The 22,976-nt window shown below is 63.2% G+C and carries 21 protein-coding genes; 5 read left to right on the forward strand and 16 right to left on the reverse strand.

Features of this window, described 5'->3' with window-relative positions; genetic code table 11:
- Positions 1 to 531 precede the first annotated feature (531 nt).
- Both dctA and ABCW42_RS10690 read right to left on the reverse strand, forming a co-directional pair.
- On the reverse strand, positions 532 to 1,842 hold the full coding sequence (gene dctA, locus ABCW42_RS10685) for a C4-dicarboxylate transporter DctA (protein WP_423181237.1): 1,311 nt from the start codon (positions 1,840 to 1,842) through the stop codon (positions 532 to 534).
- Positions 1,843 to 1,901: 59 nt separating this feature from the next.
- Positions 1,902 to 3,038, reverse strand: coding sequence for a PrpF domain-containing protein (locus tag ABCW42_RS10690; RefSeq protein WP_423181238.1), 1,137 nt, complete (start codon positions 3,036 to 3,038; stop codon positions 1,902 to 1,904).
- A gap of 132 nt (positions 3,039 to 3,170) precedes the next feature.
- On the opposite strand from ABCW42_RS10690, the gene ABCW42_RS10695 reads away from it, so the two are divergent.
- From ABCW42_RS10695 to ABCW42_RS10705, 3 genes are all read left to right on the forward strand, one after another.
- Positions 3,171 to 4,103: a LysR family transcriptional regulator gene (locus ABCW42_RS10695; protein ID WP_423181239.1), complete on the forward strand. Its 933-nt coding sequence runs from the start codon at positions 3,171 to 3,173 to the stop codon at positions 4,101 to 4,103.
- A gap of 479 nt (positions 4,104 to 4,582) precedes the next feature.
- Entirely contained in the window at positions 4,583 to 5,311 is a 729-nt protein-coding gene (locus ABCW42_RS10700) for a DUF72 domain-containing protein (protein ID WP_423181240.1), read from the forward strand.
- A gap of 595 nt (positions 5,312 to 5,906) precedes the next feature.
- Positions 5,907 to 6,980, forward strand: a complete 1,074-nt coding sequence (locus ABCW42_RS10705) for a DUF2235 domain-containing protein (RefSeq protein WP_423181241.1) — start codon at positions 5,907 to 5,909, stop codon at positions 6,978 to 6,980.
- 741 nt (positions 6,981 to 7,721) lie between these two features.
- Here ABCW42_RS10705 and ABCW42_RS10710 read toward each other — a convergent pair.
- Genes ABCW42_RS10710 through ABCW42_RS10725 form a run of 4 tightly spaced genes read right to left on the reverse strand, consistent with a single transcriptional unit; the run spans position 7,722 to position 10,724 of the window.
- Entirely contained in the window at positions 7,722 to 8,564 is an 843-nt protein-coding gene (locus ABCW42_RS10710; protein ID WP_423181242.1) for a substrate-binding periplasmic protein, read from the reverse strand.
- A complete protein-coding gene (locus ABCW42_RS10715; protein WP_423181243.1) occupies positions 8,561 to 9,271 on the reverse strand; it encodes an amino acid ABC transporter permease in 711 nt (236 codons plus the stop codon). Before ABCW42_RS10715 ends, ABCW42_RS10710 begins: the two co-directional genes overlap by 4 nt.
- Positions 9,268 to 9,924 carry an amino acid ABC transporter permease gene (locus tag ABCW42_RS10720; protein ID WP_423181244.1) on the reverse strand — a complete coding sequence of 219 codons (657 nt, stop codon included), beginning with the start codon at positions 9,922 to 9,924 and terminating at the stop codon, positions 9,268 to 9,270. Before ABCW42_RS10720 ends, ABCW42_RS10715 begins: the two co-directional genes overlap by 4 nt.
- The gene (locus ABCW42_RS10725) at positions 9,921 to 10,724 is read right to left on the reverse strand and encodes an amino acid ABC transporter ATP-binding protein (protein ID WP_423181245.1); all 804 of its coding nucleotides are present in this window, start codon (positions 10,722 to 10,724) and stop codon (positions 9,921 to 9,923) included. Before ABCW42_RS10725 ends, ABCW42_RS10720 begins: the two co-directional genes overlap by 4 nt.
- Before the next feature lie 355 nt (positions 10,725 to 11,079).
- Here ABCW42_RS10725 and ABCW42_RS10730 point away from each other — a divergent pair, with 355 nt between their 5' ends.
- Positions 11,080 to 11,463, forward strand: coding sequence for a RidA family protein (locus ABCW42_RS10730; protein ID WP_423181246.1), 384 nt, complete (start codon positions 11,080 to 11,082; stop codon positions 11,461 to 11,463).
- Between the two features lie 189 nt (positions 11,464 to 11,652).
- On the opposite strand, the gene ABCW42_RS10735 is transcribed toward ABCW42_RS10730, so the two are convergent.
- Genes ABCW42_RS10735 through ABCW42_RS10755 form a run of 5 tightly spaced genes read right to left on the reverse strand, consistent with a single transcriptional unit; the run spans position 11,653 to position 16,493 of the window.
- Positions 11,653 to 12,492, reverse strand: coding sequence for a polysaccharide deacetylase family protein (locus ABCW42_RS10735; protein WP_423181247.1), 840 nt, complete (start codon positions 12,490 to 12,492; stop codon positions 11,653 to 11,655).
- Positions 12,493 to 12,511: 19 nt separating this feature from the next.
- The gene (locus ABCW42_RS10740) at positions 12,512 to 13,648 is read right to left on the reverse strand and encodes an acyl-CoA dehydrogenase family protein (protein ID WP_423181248.1); all 1,137 of its coding nucleotides are present in this window, start codon (positions 13,646 to 13,648) and stop codon (positions 12,512 to 12,514) included.
- Positions 13,629 to 14,849: an NAD(P)/FAD-dependent oxidoreductase gene (locus ABCW42_RS10745; protein ID WP_423181249.1), complete on the reverse strand. Its 1,221-nt coding sequence runs from the start codon at positions 14,847 to 14,849 to the stop codon at positions 13,629 to 13,631. The genes ABCW42_RS10740 and ABCW42_RS10745 overlap by 20 nt, the downstream gene beginning before the upstream one ends.
- Before the next feature lie 25 nt (positions 14,850 to 14,874).
- Positions 14,875 to 15,636 (reverse strand): SDR family NAD(P)-dependent oxidoreductase, encoded by a 762-nt coding sequence (locus tag ABCW42_RS10750; protein ID WP_423181250.1) that lies wholly within the window; start codon positions 15,634 to 15,636, stop codon positions 14,875 to 14,877.
- On the reverse strand, positions 15,621 to 16,493 hold the full coding sequence (locus ABCW42_RS10755) for a citryl-CoA lyase (RefSeq protein WP_423181251.1): 873 nt from the start codon (positions 16,491 to 16,493) through the stop codon (positions 15,621 to 15,623). Before ABCW42_RS10755 ends, ABCW42_RS10750 begins: the two co-directional genes overlap by 16 nt.
- A gap of 127 nt (positions 16,494 to 16,620) precedes the next feature.
- On the opposite strand from ABCW42_RS10755, the gene ABCW42_RS10760 reads away from it, so the two are divergent.
- Complete coding sequence (locus ABCW42_RS10760; protein ID WP_423181252.1) at positions 16,621 to 18,345, forward strand: PucR family transcriptional regulator; 1,725 nt, start codon at positions 16,621 to 16,623, stop codon at positions 18,343 to 18,345.
- A 117-nt stretch (positions 18,346 to 18,462) separates the two neighbouring features.
- Here ABCW42_RS10760 and ABCW42_RS10765 read toward each other — a convergent pair whose 3' ends face one another.
- From ABCW42_RS10765 to ABCW42_RS10785, 5 genes are read right to left on the reverse strand one after another with little or no spacing between them, the layout of a single operon-like run.
- Positions 18,463 to 19,518, reverse strand: a complete 1,056-nt coding sequence (locus ABCW42_RS10765) for an NAD(P)H-dependent flavin oxidoreductase (protein ID WP_423181253.1) — start codon at positions 19,516 to 19,518, stop codon at positions 18,463 to 18,465.
- Positions 19,515 to 19,952: an acyl-CoA thioesterase gene (locus ABCW42_RS10770; RefSeq protein WP_423181254.1), complete on the reverse strand. Its 438-nt coding sequence runs from the start codon at positions 19,950 to 19,952 to the stop codon at positions 19,515 to 19,517. The genes ABCW42_RS10765 and ABCW42_RS10770 overlap by 4 nt, the downstream gene beginning before the upstream one ends.
- Positions 19,945 to 20,859 (reverse strand): nitrilase-related carbon-nitrogen hydrolase, encoded by a 915-nt coding sequence (locus ABCW42_RS10775; protein WP_423181255.1) that lies wholly within the window; start codon positions 20,857 to 20,859, stop codon positions 19,945 to 19,947. The genes ABCW42_RS10770 and ABCW42_RS10775 overlap by 8 nt, the downstream gene beginning before the upstream one ends.
- On the reverse strand, positions 20,856 to 22,406 hold the full coding sequence (locus tag ABCW42_RS10780) for a class I adenylate-forming enzyme family protein (protein ID WP_423181256.1): 1,551 nt from the start codon (positions 22,404 to 22,406) through the stop codon (positions 20,856 to 20,858). Before ABCW42_RS10780 ends, ABCW42_RS10775 begins: the two co-directional genes overlap by 4 nt.
- Positions 22,376 to 22,846 (reverse strand): MaoC/PaaZ C-terminal domain-containing protein, encoded by a 471-nt coding sequence (locus ABCW42_RS10785; protein WP_423181257.1) that lies wholly within the window; start codon positions 22,844 to 22,846, stop codon positions 22,376 to 22,378. Before ABCW42_RS10785 ends, ABCW42_RS10780 begins: the two co-directional genes overlap by 31 nt.
- Positions 22,847 to 22,976 lie beyond the last annotated feature (130 nt).

Below are 22,976 nucleotides of genomic sequence, written 5' to 3' on the forward strand. Positions count from 1 at the left end.
GAACGCGGATTCCGGATCGAGCAACAACTCCGGACACACCCGTCCATCCTTCGGTGTGGACCCGACGTAGTTGCTCCGTCTGCGTTGTACGTCGCTGCCATGACGAGCGCGGGATGCAGCCGCCAGGCCCGCGCGTTGCACTGACGACGCCGACCCTTACCTGCCGGGCGGCCTGTGCGTTGGTGACCAACCGATGGTGACTCGAGGGATGAGCTGCGCTTGGGCGTCGCCCCGGCTCGTCGACCATTCCATATGCCCCAAATCTCCGGGGAGCAGGCCGGAGGTGTTTTTGGAGCGGTGAAGGAGGCAGGCACCTTGGGGTGCCTGCCTCCTTCTGTTGTTGTGCCCGTTGCCGCACCCGTCTTTCGGGTTTCCTGTTGCGTTGGATTGCGGAGGGACACTATCGCCGGACGGGCCGGCAGTTTGTGGGGGGTCGATGGTGTTGGTGTGGCCGTTTGCTTTGCTTCGGGTTTGTCAAAGCGGGTCCCGTGCCGGCCGGCACCGCGCGGCAGTATTGGCCGCGTCGATGCTTCAGTGTGCGAGGGCGGGTTCGGTGAGTTTGATCGTGTCCGGTTCAGTTGGCACGTACCCGGTTTTGAGTTCAGCGTGGAGCTTTTCGATGTCGAGTTCGTGTTGCCATTTGGCGACGGCGACGCAGGAGACGATGTTGCAGACGGTGCTGGTCAGGGCACGAGCTTCGCTCATGAAGCGGTCGATGCCGACGATGAGGGCGACGCCGGCGATAGGCAGGGTAGGCATGACTGTCAGCGTCGCGACCAAGGCCACGAAGCCGCTTCCGGTCACGCCGGCTGCGCCCTTGGAGGTCAGCAGCATCATGCCGAGCATGAGCAGGATCTGGCCCCAGTCCATGCGGATGTCGCAGGCCTGGGCGATGAACATGGAGGCCAGGGTGAGGTAGATGGCTGTCCCGGTGAGGTTGAAGGAATATCCAGTGGGTACGACGAGTCCGACGACGCTGCGGTCGCAGCCTATCCGTTCCAGTTTGGACAGCAGTCGCGGGAGCACGGGTTCGCTGGAGGAGGTGGCGAGCACGATGAGGAATTCGTCCTTGAAGTAGCGCAGGATTTGCCAGAGGCTGAAGCCGGTGATCTTGGCCAAAATGCCCAGGCCTACGGCGACGAAGAGGATGCAGGCCGTGTAGAAGGCAAGGATGAGCATGCCGAGGTTTCCGATGGAGTGCGCCCCGTATTTGCCCACGGTAAAAGCCATCGCTCCAAAGGCGCCCAGGGGAGCGACTTTCATGATGTAGCCGAACATGATGAACAAGAGCTTGTTGAAACTGTTGACAACGTTCAGGGCCTGTTGGCCGGGGCTGCCGAGTTTGCTGAACGCGAAGCCGCACAGCAGCGCGATGACGAGCACCGGCAGGACCTCGCCGTCGGCGAAAGCTCCGACGAAGGTCGTGGGGATGATGCTGAGGACGAAGTCCGCGGGATTGTTGCTGGGCAGCTGGTTGGTGTATTTCGCGGCCACGGACGGGTCGAGGTGGGCGGTGTTGATGTGCATACCAACCCCCGGTTGGAACAGCATCACCGTGGCCAGTCCCAAGGACAGGGCCAGGGCGGTGAGAGCGTAGAACAGCCCCAGTGAACGGGCCAGGGTCGGGCCGACCTTCTTGGTGTCGGTCAGCGAGGTGATGCCGCCGACGATGGTGCAGAATACGATCGGCGCGATCATGAATTTCACGAGTTTGACGAAGCCATCGCCGACCGGTTTCAGGGAGGAACCGAGGTCGGGCCACAGTGATCCGACGAGGACGCCGAGCGCGACGCCGATGAGTACTTGGACGTAGAGGTGTCCGAGGATGGATTTGATCTTCATTGAACAACTTCCTGGGTGAGCGGCCCTATCCAAGGATGACAGGGCAGGAGTGGCGCGGGCTAGGCTGTCAGCCCGGCTGCCTGGGCGACGTCGATGTCGGCCGTGGCAAGGTGCCGGGCGGCGCGGTGAAGGGCAACTTCTTTGATGGTGCCGTCCGTGTCGGTGAGGATTTCGGTGGTGATGACCCCTGCAGGTGTGCCGATCCTTAGCAATCGGGGAATCCCGGGGGCGTGGGCATGCCGGGCCGTCTGGGCTACTACCGAGCCGGGCAGTGCGGCGGCAAGGGATACGGCCACGGCCGAGGTGAGTCCGATGGCCGGGTGCGGGGCAAGCATCGAGAGCATGCGCACCCGGATGTCGTGACTTTCGGCAGGGACGAGGGTTCCGTCGGCAGCGGTGTAATTGCCGGGGCCCGCCACGACGCCGACCTTCGGGACTGCGTTCTGCGGAGGATCTTCGGGCCTGCGCAGCCCCATCATCAGGCCGGCCGACGCCCTGGCTGCGATGAGGGTGGGCAGGTGCGCTGAAAAGTCACCGGCCATGTTCGACATGTCGATGCCGGCCTCCCCGGCCGCGATGAGCGCTGCGGGGGCGCCGGCGTCGACCAGCGTTACCGTCACCGTGCCCGCCACTGACGGAAGGTCCTCTGCCACCTTCCCCGTCGGCAAGAGCGCGCCGGTACTTTGCCCCCAGGGGCCGTGGAACGACAGGCTGACCGGGACTCCCGCGGCCCGGCTGCCCGGGACCCTGGCCAGACCGGATCTGGGGATCTCACCACCGGGGGTTGGAACGGCGCCGCCGAGTACCGCCCCGGTGTTGAGGTTGCGCATCCTGACGGCCGTGATGCCGTCCCGGGGAGCAACGATGCCGGACTGGACGGCGAACAGGGCGACCGCCGTGGCGCAGTTACCGCAGTTGGAGCCCAGCTCCACTGTCGGATCGCCAATCCCGACCTGGGCGAAGAGGTAGTCCAGATCCGCCTCCCCTCCGGGCGTGGCCCAGACGACGGCGGCCTTGGAGGTCGTCGAGGTCCCGCCGCCGACGCCGTCGAGCTGCCGGGCATCCGCCGCGCCGAACGCATCGGCCAGCAAGGTGCGGATTTCCTCGCGGCTGCCGGCATGGGGCGACACATCCTCGGCGTCAAAGAGCCAGCACTTGCTCGTTCCGCCCCGGTACCAATGACCACGCAGTCCCACGATTTTCTCCCTTAAGTCTCCAAGTAGATGCTGTGCACTTCACAGCGCCTGCATTTCTACGATCCGCGACCTGAGCCTTCAGCACAATCACAAGAAAGTCGATCCCTTTTTACTTTTGCTAAACTCGGCTTCATGGCAGATCTCGATCTTCACCGTCTCCACCTGCTTCGTGAGGTCGGCCGTTCCGGTTCACTGACGTCCGCAGCCAGCACGCTGTCCTTCACCACGTCGGCCGTTTCGCAGCAGATAGCGAAGCTCGAACATGAAGTGGGAGTCGCGCTGGTCGACCGCCACCCCCGGGGCGTCGCACTCACCGAAGCCGGCCACGCCCTGCTCGGGTATGCCGAGCAGATCGACAGGACCATCGAAGCCGCCCGCGCGGAGATGGCAGAGTTCGCCGGACTGCGCCGCGGGCAGTTGCGGATGGGAACCTTTCCCACCGTGGGCGCTTCCCTCATGCCGGATGTCGTTCTCGCTTTCCGGGCCCGCCATCCGGACGTCGCGGTCACCGTGATCAGCGCGCGGCGGGACGGTCTGCTCGAACGCCTGCGCCGGCGGGACATCGAACTGACGCTGCTATGGGACTACCCCTGGCAACAAATCAATGACGAAGACCTGGCCCTGGTCAGGCTGATGAACGACCCCACGGTGCTGCTCGTGCAACAAGACCATCCTGTCGCCGGGCGCCGGTCCGTGCCGATTGAAGCCTTGCAGGACCAGGAATGGATCGTGCGTGACGAACACCCCGTGGCCGATGTCCTCCAACGCGTCTGCAATAGTGCCGGTTTCGAGCCCCGCATCGCCTTCGCCGCGAACGACTACCAGGAGACCCAAGGCATGGTCGCCGCCGGCATCGGCATCGCCCTGGCCCCCCGCCTCGCCCTAAGCGCCCTGCGGCCAGACGTCGTCGCTGTCCCCCTCTCGGATGCCCCCCAGCGAAGAATCCTCCTCGCCCACCTCGCCAACCGCCGGCTCAGCCCCGCAGCCCAACAAGCAACAGCCGTATTCCAAACCACAGCGAAACGCCACACACCCACAGGACGCACGGGACCGAGCTCGTCCTGATCGAACCCGGATTGTCATGTTTTCATCGTCCGACCCCCCTCAAATTGCCGAGCCGCTCCGGCCTCGTCTGGTGGAGCATTGCGGCGATGATGATAGTCAGGGCCGCGACAATCCGCAGCCTGCAAAGGCCGTCTTTTCGTGGCGGCGTGCCGTCATCCTGTTTTTCTTGAGGTTCACCGTTGTCGTGGTTCCCGGCGCGTTGGCTTGTAGCCGATTGTTCCGGATTGGTGCGTGAAGTCCTTGGTCGCGTCGCTGGACGCCAGGAGCGAGGACTTGGTTGCTCCTCGGCCTCTCCGCTCCGGGCAAGCAGCCTTCGACCTCGAGGTTTACGTGTGGCTGGTCGCGGCCAGGCCGAGCATCGGCACGCGGTGGATCAACTGGCCCTGCTCACCCGGTTCGGCTTCTTCTCAGTGTCCTAAGCTACTGAGCAGGGGCGTGGACCACGGGCCTTGTGCACGCGATATCGGGATGGAGCCAGGGTGCGAACTCACATTGGGACGTCTGGGTGGAGCTACGACCATTGGGAGGGTGTGCTTTACCCACCGGGGACTGCATCCAGCAGCAGGCTTGCTTACTACGCTCAGCAGTTCGATACGGTGGAACTCAATGCGAGCTTTTATCGCTGGCCTCGCGACGCATCCTTCGCCGCCTGGCGGAGCCGGCTTCCCGAGGGGTTCGCACTCTCGGCCAAAGCCGCCCGGGGACTGAGCCATGGGAAGCGGCTATTTGCTCCAGAAGTCTGGGTCGACCGGCTTAAGTCTGCGTGGCACGAACTCGGTGACCGTCGCGGGGTCCTCCTGGTGCAGCTTCCTCCGGGAATGGAACGCGACGATGAGCGGCTGGCATATTTCCTGGCCCTGATTCCCCAGTGGATGAAGGTCGCCGTCGAATTCCGTCATCCGAGCTGGCACGAAGAGAGTGTCTACGCGCTACTTGAGAAGTACGGAGCAGCATACTGCGTCATGAGCGGAGCGCACCTCCCATGTGTCCTTCGGGCGACAGCCCCGTTTGTTTACGTGCGGATGCATGGACCGGACCACCATAATCTGTACGGCGGTTCATATCCTGAGAAGGATCTGCGTTGGTGGGGGGAGCGGATCGGGGAATGGGAATCATCGGGCAAGGAAGTCTTCGTCTACTTCAACAACGACGGCGGCGGAAACGCCGTCCGTAACGCCTGGACCCTCCGCTCGCTCATCGACAAATAGCATCCGGGTGCATTTCTTTAGGCATGAGCCTGCTTTTCGTTTTCGGTGCCCGATTCGGAGACGGACCTAAGTGACGGCCCCTGGCGAACGGGACGATCGTGCGGTCGACGTTGATGCCAAACCTATGAAACAAGTGCCCCTGTCGGCCCGTTCGGTGGCGTCGACATCCGCGGAGCGGCCCTGTTCGAAACCACGCTGACCAGGATGGCGACCCATCCGGAAGACCACGGTAGGGCGGCCGGGCGGAAACTCCTGACCGCACTCGGCGTCACAAACTCTCACCCGATGCACTGGTTAACTGGAATTGTCAATCGGGTGACATTATTCTTCTCTTTACTTATCTGTCGATTGGACTTAGCGTGCTCGACAGGCCTTGTCATCCGACGATCGGAGTGGAGCATGCCCGGATAAAAGCGCACCCCTGAGCCCCCATGAAGTGCCGGAAAGATGGCGGCCGTCCCCACAATCCCCTGACTGTGAAAGTGCAGGCAAGCGGGCCGAAAGCCGTACAGCCCAATACCGACATACCCATGTAGTTGGCGTGCCGCGTCGAATCAAGTCCACCTAAGTCGGTTTTTCCAGCTGAGGAGGAGCAATGCCCAAACGTCTCATAGTGTGCTGCGACGGAACCTGGGCGACCCCGGACCAAACCGATGACGGACGCCCATGCCCGACCAACGTCACCAAACTCGCGCTCGGGATCGACAGCAAGGGTGCCAACGAAACCGGCGGCAAGATCGAACAAAGGGTCTTCTACCACCGAGGCGTCGGCACCGGGCGGCGGGACCGCCTCGACGGAGGCGCCTTCGGCGCAGGTCTCTCCCGCGACGTTCTCGCCGCCTACCGGTTCATACTCGAGAACTATCAGCCGGAGGACGAACTCTTCCTCCTTGGCTTCAGCCGGGGCGCATACACCGCACGCAGCACGGCAGGACTCATCAGGAACGCGGGCATTCTTCGCCGCCGTTTCCGAAGTCGCGTCCACGAAGCCTATGCCCTTTACAGAGACCGCACGCCCACCACGAACCCCCGGGCCGTCGAGGCGACTTTATTCCGCCGCTCCTACTCCCACGAGACCCGCATCCGCTGCATAGCGGTCTGGGATACGGTAGGCGCCCTGGGAATCCCTCTTACTGACCTACCGGGAGTCGACGTCTTCAACCGCCGCTGGCAATTCCACGATACAAACCTCTCGACCACCGTGGACCACGCCTTCCAAGCCCTCGCCATCGACGAAAGACGCAAGCCGTTTGTTCCGAGCATCTGGCACCAGCAGGATGACGCCGGTGAGCAGCAACTCGAGCAAGTCTGGTTCGCCGGCACCCACGGAGACGTTGGCGGAGGAAACCTGAACTCCTCCTTGTCCGACCTCGCCCTGATGTGGATGGCCGATCGTGTCCAGTCCTGCGGGCTGGCGTTCCAGCCGAACGCCTTTCAGGGTGCCTTGCAGTTCGGACCTGGCTACACCGTTGACGTCGATCCGGATGTGACCGGTCCCATACACCAATCCCGGAGCGGGTTTTGGAAACTCCTTCCAGCCTACATACGGCCGATCGGGCTACAGGATCCCGCCCATGAACGCGTGGCACCTGCCGCTTTGGAACGATATGAAACCGACTCCGGCTATCGTCCGCCGAACCTGACCAGCTACCTGGACCGGGGTTCATGATGCCTGTCTGCTACCCACCCTGAGCCGAGAGCAAGGTCCACGTCTCCCTAATACGCATCTGCGCTGCAATCAGGACAGATGTGACGGGTACTTCACCACGGTAGGCCCGACAGCCAGGGGTCTCCCTTTCGCGAATGCTCTCCGGATCGTCAAATTGTCGTGGTCACATAGAGACTGCATTCTTTTCCTATAAGTTTCTGTCCTTCAAGTTTCATCGAGGTATGGCCGTGGGTACTTCGGAGGTCATTGGTGTCCCCGATCGGCAGCAGGATCCTTCAACCTTTGGTGTCACACGAAGGAAAGCGGGGACCAACGTCAGTTCAACGCCCCCCAAGGTAGTGATTCACCGTCAACCATTCCCACACGGGAACTGACTACGTGGGTACAGCGCTGGTGCTCTGGCACCCGGGACTTGGCTTCGGATCGTCATGGCCAGTCTTTCCATGCTTACCCCCGGTGCTGCAGGGAGCACAGCCGGGCTGGTCCTTCTTGCCATGGTGCCGGGCTTCTTGGCCGTCGTGGCCTGTTCGAGGAGTAGAAAGAGTGCGACGAGACGCATACACCGGGTACGTGGCGCCCTCGCGCCGCTCGTTGCAGCATCTAGTCCGGCCGTGCTGTCGCTCAGCTCTATGACGCCACCTTTCAAGAGTAGTGCGCGCGACGGTGGCCTGCGGACGTAGTCGTCCGCAGGCCACTCTCATCTTCCGGCCGGGTCTTTGTTTGCGTGTACGTCCCAGGCGGTTAGCTCCTGGGCGGGTTCGCCTGGCTTGGATCGATGTTGAACTGCTTGAGGATCTCGGCAAGCTTGCCGGTGTCGCGGAGCTTTTGGACGTACTTGTTCAGGGCTGCAGTCAGGTCGTCGTTGCCCTTTGTGGTCGGAAACGACGTAACTGCAGGCCGTTCGGTGGCCGCTATGATTTGGGTCGGGTCGGCCTTGACGTAACTGAGACCAGCTCCCGGAGACTTCGAGGTCCGGTAGGCGGCTTCGTTGACAGCCATCAGCGCAACGTCGATCCGGCCGGCCTGAAGGTCCTGGTATACGGCGTCCGGTGACTGATAGAGCTTGGCGTTGTCACCGGCCCACTTGGTGAGGTCGTCGACCCAGAGGTATCCCTGTGTTGTACCGATCTTCTTGCCGGCGTAGTCCTCGATCCTGGCGGAGGGGTTCTTGGCAACGAGGACGACAGGGTCACCATACATCGGGTCGGTGAGATTGACGACCTTGGCGCGTTCCGGAGTCGGATACCATCCGCCCGCGGCGAGGTCAGCCTGGCCGCCCTTGACCGCTTCGATGACGCCTGCCGCCGGCAGCGTCTTCACATCCGCGGTGAGGCAGTTTGCCGTAGTAAACCCTTCGAGGATTTTCCCTTCGACGCCGTCCATTGTTCCGCCTTGGTACGTGAATAGCGGAGGGTAGTCGGGTCCGACGACAGTCAGGGACTTGTCGTGGAGGGTCTTGAACTGGGATTCCGGAGTGCAGTTGGTGGTGGCGGCTGACGACGAGCCCGAGCTGCAGCCTGCAAGAAGGCTGGCTGTGACTGTGAGTGCGGCGCCTACGGCCGCGGCGCGTATGGTGAGCTTCAAAAGTCTTCCTTCGGTTGGGGTTGAACGGTGTCGGTGGTGATTTTCAGAGCTCGCACTGGGCGGACTCTGTTGTCCCGCCGGCTCAGATGCTCGGCCAGCAAGGCTAGGGGAATCGCGATCGCTGCGTAGAGAACTGCAGCGAGGGCGAGCATGTCCAGGTATTGGAAGTTGGTGGTGGCCAGGACGTACGCCCGGCTCAGCAGTTCAGGGACTGCGAGGGCGAAGGCCAATGATGTCGCCTGAAAGTAGATGACGGCCCAGCCGAGCAGGGGCGGGACGATGATCTTGAACGCCTGCGGCAAGATGACCCGGCCCAGAATTACCGGACCGGACAGGCCGAGGGCCTTGCCGGCTTCGCCTTGTCCGGTCGGGACGGCAAGGATGCCCGTCCGGAACACCTCGGCGGTGTAGGAGGCGAAACTGACCCCCAGGGCCAGCATCGCCGAGGGCATGGCATCGAGGGTGAGTCCGGTCTGGGGCAGTCCGAAGTAGACGAGGTAGAGGAGCACAAGGGCCGGGACTCCCCGGCCGACCTCGACAAGGCCCGTCACTGCGTACCGCAGTAGTTTCGTCTTCAGGGATGTGCCGAGGGCGAAAGCGAGGCCCAACGGCAGACCGATGGCCAGCATTCCTGCGGTCAGCTGGAGGCTGAATCCGAGGCCCGGCAGGAGGTCGATGAGGAACTGGTACCAGCTGTCGTTACTCATACCCGTACCGCCCAGGCCGCTGCTGCCTTCTCGCCGAGCCAGCGGCCCAGAGCGGCCACCGGAAGACTGATCATCAGATAGACCGCCCCTGCGGCAATGAAGACGAGGAGGCCGTCCGCTGTGCGCTTGCTGACGGCCAAGGCCATGGCGGTGATGTCCAGAGCCCCGATCACGGAGGCAACCGCGCTGTCCTTGATGAGGCCGATGAAGTATGCGATGGACAGGGGGATCACAGCGACGAGCGCCTGAGGGGCGGTGACGTTCAGGAACGACGAGGCTTTGGACAGAGACAGCGCGTGGGCGGCCTCGGTTTGCCCGGCCGGAACAGAGGTCAGGCCTGCACGGTAGATCTCGGCGATGTACCCTGCCGAGATCAGACTCAGCCCAAGGATCGAGGCATTCATGGTCGTAAATGTGAGCTTGTACTGTGCAAGGCCGAAATAGATGACGAAGAGCCAAACGATCGGGGGCACGCCGCGAACGATCTGGATATATGACCCGGCGAGGACGCGGAGCACAGCCGAAGGGGAGACCCGCGCGAGAGCGACAGGAATCGCGATCAGTGCGCCCAAGGCGAAGCTGGATATGGTGAGGGTCGCAGTCGTCCCGATGCCATTCGCGATGGAGAATAGTGCCTGGGCATCCGGGGTCATCGGTCAAGCACCGCCTTTAGGAATTTGCGGGTGCGTCCGTGCTGCGGTTCCCTGAGCACGGCTGAGGGGTCTCCCTGCTCGACGATGACTCCGTCAGCCATGAACACAAGATGGTCAGCAACGTCTTCGGCAAAGTGCATCTCGTGCGTGACTACGATCATCGTCATCCCGGTTTCCGCCAATTCCCGCATGACGGCCAGCACTTCCGCTCCCAGCTCGGGATCAAGAGCGGAGGTCGGCTCGTCGAAAAGCATGATTTGTGGGTCGAGTGCCAAGGCTCTGGCGATGGCAATCCGCTGCTGTTGGCCACCGGAGCATTGGGCGGGTTTGAAGTCTGCTTTGGTATCCAAACCGACCCGCTCCAAAAGGTAGTGGGCTCGTTCACGTGCTTCATTCTTGTCTCGGCCAAGTGCCTTGATCTGTGCCAGGACGATGTTTTCCACAGCGCTCAGGTGCGGGAAAAGATTGAAGGACTGGAAGCACATTCCGACTTTGCGGCGAAGAGCCATAAGCTCCGAAGCGGTCGGCTTGGCAGAACGGACAGCAGGGGACCCCTCGATCAGGATTTCTCCGCTGCTTGGCGTTTGAAGGTGGTTGAACGTCCTCAACAGGGTGCTCTTGCCAGAACCACTCGGCCCGATAACGGCGCATACTTCCCCTTTGGCAACACCCAGGGAAACGTTGTCCACCGCACGGTGGCCGCGAAAGTCCACCGTGATGTTTTGGGCTTCAGCGGCAAAATCTGTGGGCGGCTGTTGAGGGCGTGTACCGGAGCCGTGGGGCAGGGCGGTGTCCATCATTTAGTGCCTTTCGAAAGGTGCCGCACGTCAGGGGCGGCTCATTGCTTGAACACTAGGTCTGTGGCCCAAGCCACCGGAACTGGAAAACCTCAAAAATCGTCCTGCCCTGCATCAGCGGTCTTCTGAAGTTTTTCAGCCACTTCCCAGGAAAACTTGTCCTGAGCCAACCTGTTGAGGTTCGTATCGAGGCGAGGTCTGGGGGTTGAGCCACATCGGGGACAACGGTGCTCCGAGGGATGGAGCCGCAGACCCCCTGCGAGGACGTGCCGATGGCGACCAGCTCAGGTGCGACGTGCAATGCCACTACAGCACCGGTCCTGAGACAGACTGACCAGCAACGTTCGGAAGGAACATTTTGTACAAGGAAATCAACACGGAAGCGGTTCCCCGTGGGAAGAACTACAGTCATGCGGTCCGCGCAGGCGACATCATCTTCACCACCGGCCAAGTCCCCGTGGACTCTAACGGCGACACAGTTGGAACCGATCTGCTCACCCAGGCGCGGCAGGTTTTTTCGAACCTCAAGGCAGTGCTCTCGGAGGCCGGAGCGGACCTCAGCGACGTCGTGAAGACGACGATGTACCTGACCGACGTCGAAGCCGTGGGGCAGCTCGCCGGCCTCCGGGAGGAAGTGTTCGGTCCGGTCCGGCCAGCCAGTGTCGCTATCGAAGTGCCCAGGCTGTGGGACCCGGAACACCTTATCGAGATTGATGTCATCGCGGTCACGGAAACCACCTGAATGGCTAAAGGAGGCCGGCAACGCTGAAGCGTTGCCGGCCTCCTACATATTCGAGGGACCTTCGCGCCGGGCGGATTGTCCCTTGTATTGACGGCACGCCGCCCCGCGGGTTGCAGGATGTCGATCCTGAAACCCGTATGCCTGACTGCAGCTTCGGTTTTTAGCGGACGCGGACCGGCCTGACTTTCGCTAGTCCTGCCAGCAGGACGCGATTTGCGACAAAGGTGCCAGCCACACGCCGTCATGGGAGCTGACGTGGTCCAGGAATCGTTCGAGCATGAGCAGGTGGTGCCCTCGACCAATGGTCTGGGGATGCAAAGTGAGCGCATAGACGCCATTGGGAACACGGTCATAGGCAAAATCAAACAGATCGGTCCATCTGGCCAGGACATTGTCGGTGGAAGCCATGCCCACGCTGCGTGGGAGATTCTCCAGCGGCGGGAAATCGTCCAAGTACCAGGAGACAGGTATCTCCAGGATGGGGCTCGGCGGCCCGAAGACATTGCCTTCCTCGCGGCTTTGGCTGATGACCGGCCTTGGCCTGTATGGCTCGAAGTCCCGTCCCATCAGCGAGGAATCCCACGAGAATTCGAATTCCTCCAGCAATCCCAGGGTCGTGTCGGAGAAATCCCACGCGGGAGAACGATAACCTGTTGGCCGGCGGCCGAGCAGCCGCTCATGCTGGGCGATCTGCAACTCCATCAAGCGCCGTTCTTCGGCGGCCTCCAGCTTGGGAATGTACTCGTGGTAAACCCCGTGCGCGGCGATCTCATGACCGTGATCCACGATGTCCTGGCATTGCCGCCTGAACGTCTGAATGGTGTGCGTCGGAATACACCACGTCGTTTGTATGTCGTATCGCTGGAAGGTCTCCAGGAGACGCGGCACACCTACTTCGGCGCCGAATTCACCGCGTGAAAGGAAGGACGGGGACGCCGTTCCGAACGACCCCATCCACACGCTGTGGGCGTCGAAATCGGCGCTGATTGAGACGGCAAGGTTTTTTCCCTCGGGCAGGACAAGGCTCACTTTTGGCTCCAGCTCGGTGTCAAATCCATGTCAGATCCTTTTCTCCGCGCACAATACGTGTTCCGATGAGGGCATTGAGCACGCCGTTGGCTCCTTCGCCCGCGAGGAAGAGGGCGGCGTCGCGGAGAATGCGAGCGAAGCGCAGTTCCTCCAAATAGCCGTTTCCGCCCGCCAGCTCCATGGCAACCAGGGATGCCTTTACCGCCGTTTCGGAGGCGAAGACCTTCGCCGAGGACGTCTCAAGGTCACGCCGGCCGCCCCTTTCCTTGGCCTGGGCTGCGCCGAGGGTAAGCGCCTTGGCCGCAGCAAGGGCGGTGGCTACCTCGGCAATCCTGGCCTGGACAGCGGGCATGTCTGCGACAACGCCCCCGAATGCCTCCCGGCGGTTGATGTAGTCAACGGCGTTCCATAGGGCGCTCCGTCCGACCCCGACCGCCGCAGAGGCGACGGCGAGCCGACCCACTTCGAGGGCATCCATGACCTGGGCGAAGCCGTGACCGGCCGTCCCGCCGACGAGGCGGTCGCCGGGAATCACAATGTCGTTGACGCTCACTTCGCACGTTTCGATTCCTTTGCTTCCTAGCTTGGGAAGCCTGCGCTTAACCTCCCACTCGTCCCGGTGGAGCATGAAAAGCGATAAGCCAGGTTGGCCCTTGGACCATGGCGACGTCCGGACAAGGATCATCATCGCGTCGCTGTGGTCGGAGTGGGTGATCAGAGTCTTCTGTGCGCGAATGGACCAGTCGGTGCCGACACGGGTGGCTGTGGAAGTGACGGCCTGGAGGTCCGAGCCGGCGTGCGGTTCGGTGAGCCCCAGGCATGCGAGCAAATCTCCGGAAAGAAGCCTCGGGAGCCACTTCTGCTTCTGCCGTTCGGTTCCGTGGTGCTTGAGAGTCCAGACGGAGGAGGTGTGCGCGTTGGCGATGGGGATGAGGCTGAGCCATCCACGCGCGAGTTCCTCCAAAGCGAGGCAGTAGGTGGTGAGGCTACGTGTACTGGCCGAAAAAAACCCGATGTCCTTCATCATCGCGACGAGGGACCCAGGGTACGTTTCTGCCGCGTCCAGTGCATCGGCGGCCGGAATGACCTTCCGGTCGACGAATTCGGTTACTTGTTTGAGGAATTGCTGATCCGGTTCAGGCAGATCGGGCAGCATAGAGTGGGTCGCTTTCTTCGCTCAGACCGGCGCGCCTGGCCGAAAGCGGTTCCAAAGCTGTCGCGGGCTCTTCGCCGGCGACGAGTTGGGCGGCGACTTCGCCTCCGCTAAGTCCGGTGGCGACACCGGCGCTGTGTCCTGTGTTGAGGTATAGCCCCTCAACCTGATCAATGATGGGAAGGCCGTCCTTGGTCTCGCCGACAATGCCTGCCCAGAGCCCGGTCACGCCGAGCTCTCCGTACTCGGGGCGCCGCTGGAGAATGGAGTCGACCATTGTCCGTGAGGCGTCGAGGGTAATGTGCGGGTTGAGGGAGTTGGCGAGATCGAGAGTGTGGCCGATGTAGAGATTGCCCTCGCCTCCTTGGACGACGACATCCTCGTACCCTGGCTTTCCCGGAGCCGTGGTGGGGCCGAAGGCTTCGGCCCGGAAGGACTTGACGGATTTGAGTGGTCTGACGTACCCGGCGCCCAAAGGGCCCCGGGACATGACGGGAAGCTGGGCGCGGATAGGCTGCGTCATCAGGAGACCGACCCTGACGAGGGTGAGAGGTACCGTTATGCCCTCGGAGTCCAGGTTCGCAGCCCAGGGGCCCGCACACCACACCACTCCGCCCGCGGCAATGTTGCCACGGACAGTGCGGATCCCGGTGACGGCGTCGCCATTCCGGATCAGGCTAAGAGCGGCCGTATTCTCGTAGACCCGCACGCCAAGCCGTCGGACGTGCTGGCCCAGGCCTTTGACCAGCTTCGAGGTGCTGAGCTTTGCATCTTGTGGGCAGTACAGCGCACCGATGGCGGATCCCGGGATGCCGGGGGCGAGATTGCGGGCTTCATCGGCGCTGATCGTCTCGGTTTGGATGCCGGTGGTTTCCCGCTCGGAGGCATACTCGGTGAGGATTTGTCCTTGCTCTTCGGTTTCGAAGAAGAAAAGCCCGCCCGAGGTCGTGTAGTCGAAGGTGGCCCCGAGTTCGCTCTCAAGTTCTGCAAGCATGCCCATGCTTTGCCGTGCGAGCTCAAGCTCGGTTCCGGAGCGCATCGACTGCAGCCAGAGGCCTCCGGAGTTCCGTCCGGAGGCCCCGAAAGCGAGGAAACGCTGTTCAACGAGGACGACGTCGTAGCCGCGTTTGCTCAGCGCGTATGCGGTGGAGATGCCGGTAATACCGCCTCCGACGACGACGATGTCCGCCCGGTCCAGGTTCATGTCCGATCCTTTGCCACAGGGCACGCTATGTGGCGTGCCAGCCTCCGTCTACATGGATTGTCTGTCCTGTAATGTACGCCGCTTGCGCACTGGCCAGAAACACAACAAGCTCGGCCACCTCTTCGGGCTGGCCCGGGCGTTTGACCGGGATGAGGAAATCCATGAGCTCGGGGCTGGCGCCCACGCCGCGGTTCATGTCCACCAAATGCCCCAGGACTTCCCCGGAATTGGCCCGGATGTTGGTCGCGGTGACGCCCGGCGCGACGACGTTGGCGGTGATTCCCCGCGGTCCGAGGTCAACGGCGAGCCGACGCGTCATGCCTTCGATTCCTGCCTTGCTTGCCACGTAGGCGAGCCCGTCGGCGGAGCCGTGCCGGCCCGCGACCGAACCGATGTTCACGATGCGCCCGGAGCCTTCCTTGAGCAGCGCCGAAGCAGCTTTGCAGCCGTTGAAGCAGCCGGTGAGGTTGACGTCGATGACGCGCTGCCACAGTTCAGGGCCGGTCTCGTCGATTCCAGCGTACCCGTCGAAGACACCGGCGTTGTTGACGAAGACGTCGAGCCCTGCGTCTCCGGCGGCGGCCTCTGCGAAGGCCTTCACGGCGTCGAAGTCCGAAACGTCGAGGACTTGAGTGTGGACGTTACCCTCGACCGCGGCTTTTGCTTCCGCGAGCCGGGTCTCCGAAACGTCGCCGATGTAGACGGTGTCTCCCTGGGCGGCGAAGGCTGCGGCAATGGCGCGGCCGATCCCCGCTCCGGCACCTGTGATGGCTACTCTGCGCCCCATCCGGATGCGTTCCTTTCCTGTTCGAAGTTTCTTGTGGGCACGTCATAGTGTGCCGTCGCGTCCGGGACGACCCGGATCGGTTTTCCGGCCCTGAATTCTTCGGCGACGTGGGCGATGACCCCCGGTAGGGTCGAGAGCACGGCCAGGCCGGTTGTCTCTTCGGGGGAGAACCCCATCTCGACGAGGACCAGGCCCATCATTCCGATGTCGTTCAGGACGATGGATTCCTTGCCGGGCAGGCGGGTGAACGCACGGTGGATCTCTTCGAAGAATTCCGCACGCGGGCCCCAACGGCCTGAGGCGACTGCTTTCTCGCGCAGCTTTTGCGCTCTGGGGTCGGTGTACCTGAAGACGGGATGGCCGAGGCCCGGGATCCGTTCCTTGTGGGCGCGCATCTCTTCTACGATCCGCTGCGCGAGTTCGGCAGGGTCGCCGCCCTCCGCCTCGAGCCGGGCGTGGGCGTCGAGGCAGAATTTGGCTGTCTCGGACGGGTCCATGGTGTTCTTTCCGATGCCAAGGACACTCGCTGCCAGCGCGGCGGCCATGTTGGGGTTCGCCGAGGCGATGTAGCGGGCGGCCACCGTTCCGGACTTCTGAAGGGAGTAGTCGAGAATTGCGGAGAGCACGGTGTCGAGCAGGTCTGTCTCGGCCGGGGTGGGAATGCGGTCGCGGATCATGAGGTAGACGGCGGCCGAGAACGGGAGCCGCCCGATGATCTCTTCAAGGTCGAAGCCACGGATGTAGACCTTCGAATCCGTGACTCGACTGACCGATGTCGTCCAGTACGGCGGTGCGTGCACCGGTTCGTCCTTCAGAGCACGGGCCGGAGCCGTCTCGGCTGTGGGGTTCGGGTTCATGCTCTGAGCCTAGAACCCGGCACTCCCATCTGACATTGGTAGATTTCCGATGATACAGCAGGAAGTTCATTGGATTTCCTGCCGGATTCGTTACTGAGCGATATGGGTCGAATTTAGAATCAGTTGTATGCACGACGCTCAGGGCGCGACGTCCTCCCCGCTGACCCCGACCCCCATTACCGGTTCGGGTGATGGGTTGTGCACTCTCGGTTACCTTTTGACCCATCCCGCCCTGCAGCTGGTACCCATCGAATGCTGGCCTGCCAGTCGATCCAGGGTGGTTGAGTCGGCGCAGATCATCGTGGGAATGCGTGATCTTGACGGTCTGGGGCGCAACGAGCTCGCGCTCGTGGTGGGTACCGTGCCGAGCAGTGCTCAGGAGGCTGCAGACCTTGCGGCGAAGGCGGCCGAGGTCGGTGTCGCCGCCGTCGCGCTGCCGGAATCCTATGATGGGGCGTTCCGTCAGGACCTCGTCGGTGAGCTCTCGTCGAGGCACGTGCCCGTGCTGGAGGTTCCACAGACCACCCGGTATGCCGACCTCATCGATACTGTGAACAGATTCCAGACGAGTCCGGACGCCGTCCGCTTTAACAAGATGCTCACGATGCAGCAGTCCCTCGTCGCCTCTCTCGGCCCGGAAGAGCCGGTGCCGACGCTTCTGGCCCGTCTTGGCAGGATCAGCGGAGGCGGTGTCGGGCTGGTAAGCGCGTCCGGTGAAGTCCTTGGTTCGGAGGGGGTTCTTCCTTTCCGCCTCCTGCTGGAGGAAATCGGGGGGTCCCGATTCCCGGAGGCGGAGGTCCGGGCCTCGGGGTGGAATGCCCTGGCGGTAAGGTTCGACGAGACGGCCTCCAGACCGGCAAGATGGCTGATCGTCGGGGGCCGCCGGGAGGGTTTTGTCTCCTCCTTCGTCCGCGCGGCAGCACGCGTCGCCGCATCGCTAATCGACGCCGCCGACCGGATTGATGCCCTGGTCGCCAACCAGGACCAGGCTGTCCGCAGCTCGGTCCTCGGGCAACTTCTGGAGCTGAAACCCTACGACAACCCCGACGTGTTGGCTGAGCGGGCCGCTTCCCTGGGACTTGTCTTCGCCCGCGAGGTCCGCGTCCTGGACATTGTCCGCTTCGGTCCCAAGGCCAAGGGGAATGCGGCGCAATCCCTCGAGGAAAGGATCAGCCGCGCCCTGGTCCGTGTGGGCGCGAACGCACTCGTGTGCCGGCGCAGGACGAGTGCCGCCGTGCTTGTCGAGGCAGAACCGGCCGTCAGAGACCAGGCACTGGCAGTTCTGCTGGCGGAGGACAGTGGGCTTGTGGTCGGGCTCGGGCGGGCGATCTCGCATGTGCGGGAAGTCAGAGAGTCCCACTACGATGCCGTCCTTGCCCTCCAGCAGGCCCGCCTCCAGCCGGGGACCCGGGTCTTCGGTTATGACGACTTCAAATTCACGACCCGCTTGATCGCCCACGTCGGCCTGGAGAGGATGGCCGAGTGGTCGCGGGACCTGATCGGGCCCCTCAGCGGTAAACCGATCCTCCTGGAGGGCCTGGATGCATTCTTCGAGGCCGAGCTGGATGTGATGGCCGCAGCGAAGGCCTTGCACATTCACCACAACTCATTGCGCTATCGCCTGCAGAAAATCGAGGAGCTCGTGGGCGGATCCTTGCGCTCTCCTGAGGTCATCGCGTCGGTTCAGCTGGCACGGATGGCCGAGCGGGCCACTGCGGCGGCCGACGTGGGCCCGCGCCGGCTCATTGCTCCGAAAACCGGGATCGCGAAGGAATCGGTGGCCTCGGAGAGTCCGGTCGAGGGTTCGGATGCGGAATCGTTCACGGGGTTGGGGGCGATCCTGCCCGACTGACAGAGCGCGAGCCTTGGATGAGAAGAATCAAAAAGGAGAAGGCAATGGCGCCGCACCAACAAAGGTGCGGCGCCAACGTCTTCTCTTCCGGCCTGCCATGCAGGTCCGAAGTTGGTGCTAGTGCCCGAGGTTGCCGGCAAGCCGGCGCAGGATTTCCTCCGCTTCGTGGACCATGCCGCTGACGATTTTCCCTGCGGGCAGGATTTCCCGGACGGTCTGGATGCCTTGGCCCGCAGGCATCATGCCCGTTGTGAGGTCGCCGTCCTGGTACCCGGTTTCGACACGCGTACCTGCGACAGCGTACTGGGCCGGGAAAGCTGCGATCTGTTCGGTGCGTCCTTCCCATTCCGACGTCCAGTCGTTGCGGAAGGCTCGCAGAGGCTTGCCGGTGTAGGCCCTGGTCAGCACGGTGTCGCGGCTCTGTCCCTCGACCACGCGCTGTTTGAAGGCATCGTGCCCGTAGGCCTCCTCGGACGCGATGAACCTCGTTCCGACCCAGACACCATCGGCGCCCAGGGCGAGTGAGGCGGCCAGGCCGCGACCGTCGCTGATACCACCGGCTGCTGCGACCGGTACGTCGACGGCGTCGACCAGGCCGGGAATGAGCGCCATCGTTCCGACGTGCCCGGTGTGTCCGCCGCCCTCGGTGCCTTGACCGATCAGGAAGTCGGCTCCGGCGTCCGCTGCCGCTTTCGCCCTGCCGATCGAACCGCACAGGGCGCCGACCGTGATGCCCTTCCGGTGACACCTTCCGATGAAGTCAGCCGGCGTCGCAAAGGTCAGGATCACCACCGAGGGGGCCTGCTCCATCACCACATCGATCTGCCCCTGCACCGCACCCTTGGTCAGCAGTGCTTCGACTCCTTTGAGCTTGCCGCGCTCGGAAGGGTCGAGATTCTCCCAGAGTTCGCGCACGGGGGCCCAGCTGCTTTCGTCCTCCGATGTGAGCACATCCGGAAGTAGCAGGTTGACGGCAAAAGGTTTGTCGGTGCGCTGCTTGATGTCGGAGATCTCGGCGTCCAAGGCCTCGGGCATGAAACTCACTCCGCCCAGGCATCCCATGCCGCCGGCGTTGCTTACTGCGACGACGAGGTCGGCTTGCGCCACCCGCGCCATGCCGGCCGAGAGGACCGGGTGTTCGATTCCGAGCAGTTCGGTCAGTCGGGTCTTCATTGTTCTCCTCCAGGGATCGGCTCCAGGGCGCGTGCGGCCCGGAGCGAATCGGCGATGCGGGACGGGATGGGACGCGAGGCGGCCTTTTGCGGGTCGACGTTCACGTAGACACTTTCGACCCCGCAGATAACCTCTTGGCTGACGAGCATTTCGAAGTCAAGCACGAAGCTCGACGTGCCAACGCGTGAGCATCTGACGTGCACGTCGACGAGGTCGTCGAGGCGCGCCGGCCGACGGAACGCGAGAGTAGAGGTGACGACGGAGGGGTCGAACCCCTCCCGGAGCATCACCGGATAGGGCCAGCCGAGGTTCCGGAAGAACTCTGCCATCGCCACGTCGGCGTACTCCAGGTACCTGGAGTTGAACAGGAACTCCTGCGGATCCGTTTCGTGGTACCGGACCCGCATGGTGTGGACGAAGCTGCGGTCAGACACCCTGTCTCACCCGGTCCGCACGGATCTGCCGGTACAGCTCCGGTCGGATGTATTTCAGCCCCGGGGGTTCCGGGGTCGACCGGGACGCAGCAACAAGCGCTGTATCCAGCTCTGCAAGGATGAATCCTTCCTCCCGGTTGTCCTGATGTGCGGCCAGGACCCCGTCGTTCACCCCGAATGTCCTGTCCAGCGGGGTCGCGATCATGGCAAAACCGGTGCAGTGCAGGGGCGAACCCACGGGGAACCCGTTGCTTCCCACCAGCGGGGCGACCGCCACATAGAGCTGGTCTTCCATGGCCCGCGCATGGGCCCCGTACCGGACCCGGTTCGACCCGCGGCTGTTCCAGGTCAGCGACGGGGCAAGGATCAGCTCGGCGCCTTCCAGGGCAAGTTCGCGCGACACCTCAGGGAATTCAATGTCGGCGCAGATTTGCAGTGCGACTCGGAAGCCGTTGACGTTGAACAAGGAGACCCGGTCGCCGGGCGTGATGCCCATGGCCCGCTCGGGCGGGGTCAGATGGAGCTTGTCCTGCGCGTCCACCCTGCCGTCCGGATGGAAGAGGTAGGCGGTGTTCCGAAAGCTTCCGTCCACGTGGAGTCTGATGTTGCTGGCTCCGGCGATGACAGTCCCGGACTGCCGGGCCAGGTCGGACATCCGGTCGACATAGTGGTCAGCGATCAGGGGGAATAGTGTGCGGTACACCTCGTCCACCCTGTCAGGGCTGAGCTCGGCGCTGTCGGGGTGGCTGGCGAGCAAACCTGTGGTCACCAGTTCGGGAAGGAGAACCAACTCAGCGCCCGCGCCCGCCGCCCGCTGGACGAGATCCGACACATGCTCGAAGAATACGTCCAGCGAAGTCTCGGGCCGGAGCGCGAACTGCGTTGCGGCAATCTTCAGGCGCGTCACGCTGCGGCTCCCGTCGTCTGCAGCTCGACCTTGAGCTGCTTCCGGTCCACTTTCCCCGTCCGGCTGTTGACCGGCAGCGATTCGACCGCGACGAAAGTCCCTGGCACCTTGTACCCTGCCAGGCGTGCGGCGCAGAAACCCTTCATCTCGTCAGCGTCCATTGACAACCCTCGTTGCATGACCAGTGCAGCGGCAACGAGCTCGCCGTACTTCTCATCGGGCAGGCCGACGACGGCGGCACTGCGCACGGACGGGTGTGAGGTGAGTACGGCCTCGACCTCCGCGGGGGAGATGTTGCTTCCGCCGCGGATGATCATGTCCGACAGGCGGCCTACAACGAAGACGTACCCGCGTGAGTCCACGCGGACGAGGTCACCTGTCCGGTACCAGCCGTCATCTGTGAGGGCTTTGCGGGTTTGCTCCGGATTTTTCCAGTATCCGAGGAGTTGCGCCGGACCCTTCCAGAGGGCTTCGCCGGTGGCCCCGGGATCGACCTCTTTACCGTCAGGGTCCAGGACCTTCATCTGGCTGCCCGGGGCGACCTTGCCGGAGGATCCCGGGACCGGGAGAGGGTCCTCGTAGGGGTCGTAGGTGACGGCAGGGAAACATTCGGATGCTGCGTAGACGTCATGGACCGGGCAGCCGGTGAGATCGACCCACCGGGCAAAGGCGTGCTCGTTGCGGGGCTCGCCGCCTGAAATGCAGAGGCGCAGGTCGGGCAGGGGGAGCGTGCCGCGTTCGGCCAGATGGTCGACCAGTTTGACGAACATCGTTGTCACTCCGGCCAGGAACGTCCCGCGCAGCCGGTTGAGAGCATCGAGGATGAGCTCCGGTTTGGTCCGGGACAGCACGATTACCGTGCCGCCGGCGACCATGGTGGCCATCGAGGTGGTCACCAGCCCGAAGGCCCAGGCCATCGGCAGGCAAACGACGGTGCGGTCAGCCGGTCCAAGGTGCCACACCGAGGCGTAGGATTCCGCAGCACCCTGGAGGCCGGCGTGGGAGTGCATGACAGCCTTCGGAGCGGCCGTGGAGCCGGAGGTGTAGCAGATCAGTGCCAGCGCTTCGGGATCGACGTCGACCTCAACCGGCAAAAGTGATTCGGTGCGGGCGGGTACGCCGCGGAAGTCGTCGTTGGAGACCGTGAGGATCGGCAAGCCATGGGCCGCGCCTCCGATTGCGCCTTGTGACCGCTGGTCGGCGAGGATGAGGGAAGCCTCCGAGTGCGAGAGAGCGTAGGCGATCTCCGCTGTGCTTGAGGATGCGTAGAGCGTGGTCAGGACAGCCCCGACCCGCCAGACCCCGAAGGCGGCGGCAAGGTGAGCGGCGGAATTGTCAGCCATGAGCAGGACGCGGTCGCCGCGTTGCACTCCTGAATCGATGAGTTTGGCGGCCAGGGCATCCGTGGCGGCGTCGAGGTCCCTGTACGTGACGGTGATGTCGTGGTCGAGGATGGCTGTGCGATAACTGTCCTCGCGTGCCCGCCCACGCAGGGTGTCGGAGAATGTGCGGCCCATCATTGTGCCCGCTTGAACATAACGAGCCACTGGCCTTCCTGACAGACCTCGTCCTTCTGGTTCAGGACTGCCACGTCGAAGGTGACAACACCACGGTCAGGCTTCGAAGACGAAGGCTTGAGCGCGGCGACAGACTGTTCGACCCTGATGGTATCTCCAATACGCACCGGCCCCCGGAGGTTCCACTGCATGCCGAGGAACGCGATGGCCGTGCCTTCCTTGATCCCGAGCCGGGACTCGAGACCGGTGGCGACGGCGAACACGCCAGGCCCGTGGAAGATCCGACCCCCGAATTGGGTGCGCTTCGAGTACTCCTCGTCGGTGTGGAGCGGGTTGAAGTCGCCCGAAATACCTGCAAACAACACCACGTCCGCTTCGGTGATGGTCCGAGCAGGCGAAGTCCACGACTGCCCGATCTCAAATTCGTCGAAGAAGAGCCCCGTGGCGCCTTGCACTTTCGTTTCCGTCATTTCCTGTGTTCTCCCAGTCTCTGCCGGCTTCCGCCGGGGATGATCATGTCCATTGCCATATTGATCCCCTCCTCGCTCGGGGGCCATTGGGCAGATCCCCAATACCGGGTCATCTCTTCATGAGAGTTAC

It is taken from the genome of Arthrobacter sp. NyZ413 (assembly GCF_049390645.1).
Taxonomy (GTDB): domain Bacteria; phylum Actinomycetota; class Actinomycetes; order Actinomycetales; family Micrococcaceae; genus Arthrobacter.

What these genes read in the sequence shown, in the direction of transcription:
- dctA (WP_423181237.1), bottom strand. Translation starts at nt 1,842, where the DNA reads ATGAAGATCAAATCCATCCTCGGACACCTCTACGTCCAAGTACTCATC.
- ABCW42_RS10695 (WP_423181239.1), top strand. Translation starts at nt 3,171, where the DNA reads ATGGCAGATCTCGATCTTCACCGTCTCCACCTGCTTCGTGAGGTCGGC.
- ABCW42_RS10705 (WP_423181241.1), top strand. Translation starts at nt 5,907, where the DNA reads ATGCCCAAACGTCTCATAGTGTGCTGCGACGGAACCTGGGCGACCCCG.
- ABCW42_RS10715 (WP_423181243.1), bottom strand. Translation starts at nt 9,271, where the DNA reads ATGAGTAACGACAGCTGGTACCAGTTCCTCATCGACCTCCTGCCGGGC.
- ABCW42_RS10720 (WP_423181244.1), bottom strand. Translation starts at nt 9,924, where the DNA reads ATGACCCCGGATGCCCAGGCACTATTCTCCATCGCGAATGGCATCGGG.
- ABCW42_RS10725 (WP_423181245.1), bottom strand. Translation starts at nt 10,724, where the DNA reads ATGATGGACACCGCCCTGCCCCACGGCTCCGGTACACGCCCTCAACAG.
- ABCW42_RS10740 (WP_423181248.1), bottom strand. Translation starts at nt 13,648, where the DNA reads ATGCTGCCCGATCTGCCTGAACCGGATCAGCAATTCCTCAAACAAGTA.
- ABCW42_RS10745 (WP_423181249.1), bottom strand. Translation starts at nt 14,849, where the DNA reads ATGAACCTGGACCGGGCGGACATCGTCGTCGTCGGAGGCGGTATTACC.
- ABCW42_RS10750 (WP_423181250.1), bottom strand. Translation starts at nt 15,636, where the DNA reads ATGGGGCGCAGAGTAGCCATCACAGGTGCCGGAGCGGGGATCGGCCGC.
- ABCW42_RS10755 (WP_423181251.1), bottom strand. Translation starts at nt 16,493, where the DNA reads ATGAACCCGAACCCCACAGCCGAGACGGCTCCGGCCCGTGCTCTGAAG.
- ABCW42_RS10760 (WP_423181252.1), top strand. Translation starts at nt 16,621, where the DNA reads ATGCACGACGCTCAGGGCGCGACGTCCTCCCCGCTGACCCCGACCCCC.
- ABCW42_RS10765 (WP_423181253.1), bottom strand. Translation starts at nt 19,518, where the DNA reads ATGAAGACCCGACTGACCGAACTGCTCGGAATCGAACACCCGGTCCTC.
- ABCW42_RS10785 (WP_423181257.1), bottom strand. Translation starts at nt 22,846, where the DNA reads ATGACGGAAACGAAAGTGCAAGGCGCCACGGGGCTCTTCTTCGACGAA.